The 326-nt window shown below is 51.2% G+C and carries 1 protein-coding gene; it reads right to left on the reverse strand.

Annotation, left to right across the window (positions count from 1 at the left end; genetic code table 11):
• Window positions 1-38: 38 nt before the first annotated feature.
• The coding region (locus tag ACTHSP_RS23270; protein WP_440347151.1) for an MlaC/ttg2D family ABC transporter substrate-binding protein at window positions 39-326 on the reverse strand (288 nt) is incomplete at its 5' end.

Consider the following 326-nt stretch of genomic DNA (forward strand, 5'->3'; position numbering starts at 1 on the left):
TGCCGTCTGAACATCAGGCGGCATGGTGCGGGGGTGGATTATTTACCGCCGTTTTTGGCTTTCAAGTCGGCAATCAGGCCGTCGATGCCTTTGGCTTTGATGGTTTCGCCGAATTGGTTGCGGTATACGGTAACCAAGCTTGCGCCTTCTACTGCGACATTATATGCGCGGTATTTGCTGCCGCTTTGGTAGGTGGTGAAGTCCATGTTGACCGGTTTTTGGCCGGAAACGTTGATTTCGGCGCGGACGACGATTTCTTTACCGCCTTTGTTTACGACCGGGTTGTCTTTGATGTTGACCTTGGCGTTTTTGAATTTCAGCATGGT

It is taken from the genome of Neisseria sp. P0001.S005 (assembly GCF_051963715.1).